Here is a 7,483-nt window from a genome sequence, read left to right as displayed (position 1 = left end):
GGCGGCCTGACGCATCGGCGCATGGGGGTCCGCAAGCGGCGGGCTCCATGCGCGCGGCGCACGGCATCGCGCGCCGGCCGCCGCGCTTCTTGCCATCGGCCGCCGCCCGAGCCGCCGCCTCTCTTTCTCCTGCATAGGGATGAGGCGCGTTACCGGCGTGTCATGGAATTTCCATGTACGATTATCGGTCGCATAACTTCTGGAGCTCCTGATGGAGTGGCTGCTGGACCCCGCAGCGTGGGTCGGCCTGCTTACCCTGGTCGTTCTCGAAATCGTCCTGGGCATCGACAACCTGATTTTCATTGCCATCCTGGCGGACAAGCTGCCTCCCGCGCAGCGCGACCGCGCGCGCATCATGGGCCTGTCGCTGGCGCTGATCATGCGGCTGGGCCTGCTGTCCCTCATGTCGTGGCTGGTCACGCTGACCCGGCCGCTCTTTTCCATCGGGCCGTTATCGCCCTCGGGCCGCGACCTCATCCTCATGGCCGGCGGCCTCTTCCTGCTCTTCAAGGGCACCATGGAGCTGCACGAGCGCCTGGAGGGCGGCCAGCACGCCGGCGCCTCGGGCCCGCGCGTGTACGCCAGCTTCTGGGTCATCGTGACGCAGATCGTGGTGCTGGACGCGGTGTTCTCGCTGGATTCGGTGATCACCGCCGTGGGCATGGTGGATCACCTGGCCATCATGATGATCGCGGTGGTGATCGCCATCGGCATCATGCTGCTGGCTTCCAAGCCGCTCACCCGCTTCGTGAATGCGCACCCCACCGTGGTGGTGCTGTGCCTGGGCTTTCTGCTCATGATCGGCTTCTCGCTGCTGGCGGAGTCGTTCGGGTTCAAGGTGCCCAAGGGCTACCTGTACGCGGCCATCGGGTTTTCGGTGGCCATCGAGGCGCTCAACCAGGTGGCGCGGCGCAACCTGCTCAAGCTCGACGCGCGCCGCCCCATGCGCGAACGCACCGCCGCGGCCGTGCTGCGCATGCTAGGCAAGCGCCCGCCGGCCGACGAGCCCGACCTGCCCAGCCAGGACGGCCCCACGGCGCCGGCCTTCGGGGTGGAAGAGCGCAACATGGTGAGCGGCGTGCTCACCCTGGCCGAGCGCTCCATCCGCTCCATCATGACGCCGCGCATGGACGTCTCCTGGATCAACATCGACGACGACGCGGAAACCATCCGCCGCCAGCTCACCGAGGCGCCGCACAGCTTTTTCCCCGTGTGCCGGGGGTCGCTGGACGAGGTGCTGGGCATCGGCCGCGCCAAGGATCTCATCGCCGACCTCATCACCGAGGGCCGCGTGCGCCGCAACCGGCTGCGCGACCCCATCATCGTGCATGAGTCCATCGGCATCCTGCGCCTCATGGACACCCTCAAGCGCTCGCGCGGACAGCTCGTGCTGGTGGCCGACGAGTTCGGCGCCATCGAGGGCCTGGTGACGCCCATCGACGTGTTCGAGGCCATCGCCGGCGAGTTCCCCGACGAAGACGAGATGCCCGACATCGTCGCCGACGGCGACAACACCTGGAAGATCGACGGCGCGGCCGACCTGCATCACGTGGAGCAGGTGCTGGAAACCGAGGGCCTCGTCGACGAGGCGCAAGACTACTCCACCCTGGCCGGCTACCTGCTGTCGCGCTTCGGCCACCTGCCCAAGCCGGGCGATGCGTGCGAATACGAAGCCCATCACGAGCATTTCCGCTTCGAGGTGCTCGAAATGGACGGCCGCCGCATCGCGCTGGTGCGGGTCGAGAAGCGGCCCGTGGAGCCGCTGGACGAAGACGCCGCCCTGGCCAATGACTAACCGGAAACGCCCCGACCGTGACTGACGCCGCTCTCTATCTCATCAAGGCCTGCATCCTGGGCATCGTGGAAGGACTGACGGAATTCATTCCCGTCTCCAGCACCGGCCATCTCATCCTCGTCGGAGACTGGCTGAACTTCGAGTCCAGCCAGGGCAAGGTCTTCGAGGTGGTGATCCAGCTCGGCTCCATCCTGGCGGTGATGTGGGTGTTCCGCGCGCGCCTGGCCAGACTCATCGGCGGCACGCTGCGCGGCGACCGCACCGAGGTGGCGTTCACCCGCAACCTGCTCATCGCCTTCCTGCCCGCGGCGGTGGTGGGGGCGGTCTTCATCAAATCGATCAAGCAGATCTTCTACCACCCCGCCGTGGTGGTGGTGACGCTGGTGCTGGGCGGGCTCATCATGCTCTACGTGGAGCGCCGCACGCGCCACACGCCGGGCGACGTGCCCGGCGCGGCCGATGACACCGCTTCCGACGAGCACGCCACGGCGCGCAGCCTGGAGCAGATTTCCTGGAAGCAGGCCCTGGGCGTGGGCGTGGCGCAGTGCCTGGCCATGATTCCCGGCACGTCCCGCTCCGGCGCCACCATCATCGGCGGCATGATCGCCGGCATCCAGCGCAAGACCGCCACGGAGTTCTCGTTCTTCCTGGCCATGCCCACGATGCTGGGGGCGGCGGCCTACGACATGTACAAGAACATCGACCTGCTCACCCGGCACGACCTCGCCGGCATCGCCGTGGGGTTCGCGGCCGCGTTCCTGAGCGCCATGGTCGTGGTGCGCGCGGTGCTGCGCTTCGTGGCCAACCACACCTACCGGGTGTTCGCCTGGTACCGCATCGTGTTCGGAGGGGTGGTGGCGGCGTGGATCTTCACGCGCTGAGCGGCGTGAACGCGTGGGCCCGTCTTCGCGGCCAGCCCGTCGGGGCCGCCCGCCGAAGACGGGCCATGTCCGGCGTCTATTCCTGCTCGAGATCGTAGAACTGCGGACCGTCGCGGTCGATGACCAGCCAGCCGCCGCGCGGGGGGCGGGCGTGGTCGCAATCCCAGTCGGGCAGCACCCAGCGTTCGCGCTTCTTGCCGTCCACGTCCAGCACGTGGCGCGCCGGCCGGTGGGTGTGGCCATGCACCAGCATGGTCACGCCGCTTTCGCGGAAGATCCGCTCGATGGCGCTGGCGTTGACGTCCATGATCTCCATCGATTTCATCTGGTTGGCCGCCTGGCTTTCGCCGCGCGCCTGCTGCGCCATGGCCAGGCGCTCCGGAATGGTCTTGGCCAGGAACTCGGCCTGCCATTGCGGTCGCGCACCATCTTGCGGAACTGCTGGTAGGCCGCGTCGTCGGTACAGAACTCGTCGCCGTGGGTCAGCAGCACGAGGCCGTAGTCGGTTTCGAGCAGCGCGGGCTCGGGCAGCAGGCGCGCGCCCAGCGCATCGGCCAGCTCCTGGCCCATCAGGAAGTCGCGGTTGCCGCGGCCCAGCCATACGGGAATCTTCGCGGCCGTGTCGCGCAGGGCCTGGAGGGCGCGGGCCATCCAGGGCGGCGCCGCGCGGATCATGTCGTCGCCGATCCAGGCGTCGAAGATGTCGCCCGGCAGCAGCAGGGCCGACGCCTCTTCGGCCGCCGCGCCCAGGAATGCCAGGAACGCCTCCGACGTGGCCGGCGTGGCCGGCCCCAGGTGCACGTCCGAAGCCAGCCAGACCGGTCCGGAAAGGCTGATCTTATTCAACGACTTCGGCCTTCTCGATGACGACGTCCTCGTTGGGGACGTTCTGGTGGAAGCCCTTGTTGCCGGTCTTCACGCCCTTGATCTTGTCCACCACCTCGGTGCCTTCGGTCACCGCGCCGAACACGGCATAGCCCCAGCCGTTGGGGGTCGGGGCGGTGAAGTTCAGGAAGTCGTTGTTGGAGACGTTGATGAAGAACTGGGCCGTGGCCGAGTGCGGGTCGCTGGTGCGCGCCATGGCCACCGTGTACTTGTCGTTCTTCAGGCCGTTGTTGGCCTCGTTCTCGATGGGGGAGGTCATCAGCGCCATGACGCGCTCGCCCGGCAGCTCGAACACGGTCATTTTGCGGAAGACGCTGATCTGGTCCACCCCCGCGTTGGTGCGGGAGTCGGACAGGAAGACCAGGCCGGAATCGAGGCGGGCCGCTATGCAGTAGGTCATGATCGGAAACAGGGGGAAGCCACGCCGCATTGTATTGCGCCGCAGGAGCGGAGCGCTGGCCCGGGGCGCCCCTCGCCGGGCGCCCGGCGACGTCCCGCGCCGTCTACTGCTGGCCCGCCTGCACCTGCACCGTGGCTTCCATGGATTCCTCGCCGCCGCCGCTGCGCACGCCCCGCACCGGCGAGGCGGAATCGTAGTCGCGCGCCACGCCAGCCGGCAGTGGCACTCGGAGGCGAACTGGCGGTTGGTGATGTCCACGCTGGTCCAGCCCGCGCCCGGCAGCCACACGTCGGCCCAGGCGTGGCTGGCCGCATGTTCGGCGGCGGTGTAGAGGTAGCCGCTCACGTAGCGGGCCGGCACGCCCAGCCCGCGCACGCAGGCCAGAAAAAGATGCGCGTGGTCCTGGCAGACGCCATGGCCCAGGGCCAGCACCTGGCCGGCGGCGGTGGTGACGTCGGTGGTGCCGGGTTCGTAGGCCACGCGCGCACAGATGGCCTCGGCCAGCGCCAGCGCGTCTTCGGGCGTATTCAGGCCGCCGGGCAGCGCCTCGCGCACGAAAGCCATGATGGTGTCGTCGGCTTGCGTCAACGGCGTCTGCACGCAATAAGCGTGCACGGGCAGCCGGCTGTCCTCGCCGCCCAGCGCGCCCCGCACGAGCGGCTCCACCAGCACCTGCCCCGTGACCCGCAGTTCGATCTCGGTGTGCGGGCGGTTCAGCGTGAGCGTGTGCGTGATGTTGCCGTAGGCGTCGACCTGGCGCTCCAGTTCGCCGGGGGCGTCGATCTGCCAGCGCAGCACGCGCTGGTGCTCGTCGTCGCGGGGCGTCAGGCGCAGGGTCTGGATGCTGTAGATGACCGGCGCGGTGTAGCGGTAGTGCGTGACGTGCGTAATGAACTGTTTCATGCCTGTCCCCAGGGTTAAGGCCCGTCGATGCCGGAACACGTCCTAGGCCGACAGCGGCAGCAGGAAGTCCTGGCTGATCCGGTTGCCCAGATCGTTGACGCGGTCCAGGAAGTGTTCCAGGTAGCGGTGCAGCCCGCCGGCGAGTATGTCTTCCACCCGGCCGTATTGCAGCTGCGCCCACAGCATGCCCGCGCGGCGCTCGGTTTCCCGCGAGCGCCGGTTGGAGACGCGCGCCAGATCCCCGGCCACGGCGCGGATGCTGGCCAACAGCGAGCGCGGCATGTCGCCGTGCAGGATGAGGAGTTCGGCCACCCGGTCCGGCGTGATCACGTCGCGATATACCTTGCGGTAGATCTCCAGCCCCGACACCGAGCTGAGCAGGGCCGACCAGCGGTAGAACTCGCTCTGCTCCGCGGTCTGGCCCCAGGCGTCGGCCGCGCCGCCGCGCTCGTGGAATTTCACGTCCAGCATGCGCGCGGTGTTGTCGGCGCGCTCCAGGTGCATGCCGAGGCGCATGAAATAGAGCGCCTCGTCTTCCAGCATGGTGCCGATGGTGACGCCGCGCGCCAGGTGCGAGCGGAACTTGACCCACTCGAAGAACTCGCCCGGATTGCGCTCCGGCAGGCCGGCGTTCAGGAGCTTCTGCAGTTCCAGCCAGGTGGTGTTGTAGGTTTCCCAGACCTCGGTGGTGAGGCTGCCGCGCACCGCGCGCGCATTCTCGCGGGCCGCGCGCATGCAGGCGTAGATGGAAGAAGGGTTGTCCGGGTCGCGCACCATGAAATGCAGCACGTCCTGCGGCGAAATGGCGGCATGGCGGGCCTGGTACGGCCCCTGCAGTTCGGAGATGCGCAGCACGCCCAGCCAGGAGCCCTGGCGCATCTGCGTGTCCTGCGGCAGCAGCGACATCTGCAGGTTCACGTCCAGCATGCGCGCGGTGTTCTCGGCGCGCTCGGTGTAGCGGCACATCCAGAACAGGTTGTCGGCGGTTCGGCTCAGCATGTTCAGTCCTCCAGTACCCAGGTGTCCTTGGTGCCGCCGCCCTGGCTGCTGTTGACCACCAGCGAACCTTCGGTGAGCGCGACGCGGCACAGGCCGCCGGGCACGGTGCGGATATCTTTGCCGCACAGCACGTAGGGGCGCAGGTCCACGTGGCGCGGCGCTATGCCCGATTCCACATACGTGGGCACGGTGGAGAGCGCCAGCGTGGGCTGGGCGATGTAGTTGGCCGGATGCGCGCGCACCCGCTCGCGGAAGGCGTCCACTTCGGCGCGCGTGGCCGAAGGCCCCACCAGCATGCCGTAGCCGCCCGCGCCGTGCACTTCCTTGACCACGAGTTCATGCATATTGGCCAGCACGTGCGACAGGTCTTGCGGCTGCCCGCAGCGCCACGTGGGCACATTGGACAGCAGCGGCTCCTCGCCCAGGTAGAAGCGGATCATGTCGGGCACGTAGAGATAGGTGGACTTGTCGTCCGCGATGCCCGTGCCGATGGCGTTGGCCAGCGTGACGCGCCCCGCGCGGTACACCGACAGCAGACCCGGCACGCCCAGCGCCGAATCGGCGCGGAAAGACAGCGGATCGAGAAAATCGTCGTCGATGCGGCGGTAGATCACGTCCACCTTGCGCGGGCCTTGCGTGGTGCGCATGTAGACCGTGTTCCGTTCCACGAAGAGATCCTGGCCCTCCACCAGCTCCACGCCCATCTGCTGCGCCAGGAAGGCATGCTCGAAATAGGCGGAGTTGTACATGCCCGGGGTCAGCACCACCACGGTGGGGTCGTCGCCGCCATGCGGCGCCACTTCGCGCAGGTTGTCCAGCAGCAGGTCGGGGTAGTGCGCCACCGGCCCGACCTTGATGCGGCTGAACGCGTCCGGCATGAGCCGCATGGACATCTTGCGGTTCTCCAGCATGTACGACACCCCCGACGGCACCCGCAGGTTGTCCTCCAGCACATAGAACTCGCCCGCGCCCGCGCGCACGATGTCCACGCCCGCGATGTGGCAATAAATGTCCTCGGCCACGTTCACGTCCTGCATTTCCGGGCGGTACTGCGCGTTCAGGAACACCTGCTCGGCCGGCACCACGCCGGCGCGCACGATGTCGTGCTCGTGATAGATGTCATGCAGGAACATGTTCAGTGCGCGCACGCGCTGCTTCAGTCCGGCCTCCAGGCTGCGCCATTCCTCGGCGGGAATGATGCGCGGGATGAGGTCGAAGGGGATCAGGCGCTCGGTGCCCGCCGCGTCGCCGGCCACGGAAAAGGTAATGCCGACCCGCCGGAAGGTGAGGTCCGCCTCCAGCCGGCGCGTGCGCATCGATTCGGCCGACTGCTCCTGGTGCCAGCGCTCGAACGCCTGGTAATGGGAGCGCGCCGCGCCGCCGGGCTCCCGCATCTCGTCATAGGCGGCGGGACGGCCGGTCGTGTGATTCATGGCTCCTCCATAGCGGTTGCGGCGGCCCGCTGGCCGGGGCCGTTTTCCGGCCCTGCGGGGCCGGCATGCACGTAGAACAAGCAACCCGTGTGCCAACTGCGGGCGACGGGGTCCGGAGGGAAATATCCTCCCCATGGCGGGCCGCGCCATCCTCTTGGCGGATGAGGCGGCGGCGAGGCGGCCGCGC

General features: G+C 68.2%; 4 protein-coding genes and 3 pseudogenes. 2 read left to right on the top strand and 5 right to left on the bottom strand.

Annotated elements, in window-relative coordinates; translation table 11 throughout:
• Positions 1-211 precede the first annotated feature (211 nt).
• Complete coding sequence (locus AD428_RS19845; RefSeq protein WP_053246293.1) at positions 212-1,795, top strand: TerC family protein; 1,584 nt, start codon at positions 212-214, stop codon at positions 1,793-1,795.
• A gap of 17 nt (positions 1,796-1,812) precedes the next feature.
• Positions 1,813-2,676: an undecaprenyl-diphosphate phosphatase gene (locus tag AD428_RS19840; protein WP_053246292.1), complete on the top strand. Its 864-nt coding sequence runs from the start codon at positions 1,813-1,815 to the stop codon at positions 2,674-2,676.
• Between the two features lie 76 nt (positions 2,677-2,752).
• Here AD428_RS19840 and AD428_RS19835 read toward each other — a convergent pair.
• From AD428_RS19835 to AD428_RS19815, 5 genes and pseudogenes are all read right to left on the bottom strand, one after another.
• Positions 2,753-3,522: pseudogene (locus AD428_RS19835) on the bottom strand (UDP-2,3-diacylglucosamine diphosphatase).
• Positions 3,515-3,814, bottom strand: a pseudogene (locus AD428_RS25525) (peptidylprolyl isomerase); the annotation flags it as partial. The pseudogenes AD428_RS19835 and AD428_RS25525, both read right to left, overlap by 8 nt.
• A gap of 250 nt (positions 3,815-4,064) precedes the next feature.
• A pseudogene (locus AD428_RS19825) lies at positions 4,065-4,864 on the bottom strand (transglutaminase family protein).
• A 42-nt stretch (positions 4,865-4,906) separates the two neighbouring features.
• Positions 4,907-5,863: an alpha-E domain-containing protein gene (locus tag AD428_RS19820; protein ID WP_053244469.1), complete on the bottom strand. Its 957-nt coding sequence runs from the start codon at positions 5,861-5,863 to the stop codon at positions 4,907-4,909.
• A gap of 2 nt (positions 5,864-5,865) precedes the next feature.
• Positions 5,866-7,296 carry a circularly permuted type 2 ATP-grasp protein gene (locus AD428_RS19815; protein WP_053246324.1) on the bottom strand — a complete coding sequence of 477 codons (1,431 nt, stop codon included), beginning with the start codon at positions 7,294-7,296 and terminating at the stop codon, positions 5,866-5,868.
• Positions 7,297-7,483: the final 187 nt, after the last annotated feature.

It is taken from the genome of Achromobacter sp. DMS1 (assembly GCF_001270295.1).
This window is presented reverse-complemented; position numbering and strand designations above follow the sequence as displayed.

What these genes read in the sequence shown, in the direction of transcription:
- AD428_RS19820 (WP_053244469.1), bottom strand. Translation starts at nt 5,863, where the DNA reads ATGCTGAGCCGAACCGCCGACAACCTGTTCTGGATGTGCCGCTACACC.
- AD428_RS19815 (WP_053246324.1), bottom strand. Translation starts at nt 7,296, where the DNA reads ATGAATCACACGACCGGCCGTCCCGCCGCCTATGACGAGATGCGGGAG.
- AD428_RS19845 (WP_053246293.1), top strand. Translation starts at nt 212, where the DNA reads ATGGAGTGGCTGCTGGACCCCGCAGCGTGGGTCGGCCTGCTTACCCTG.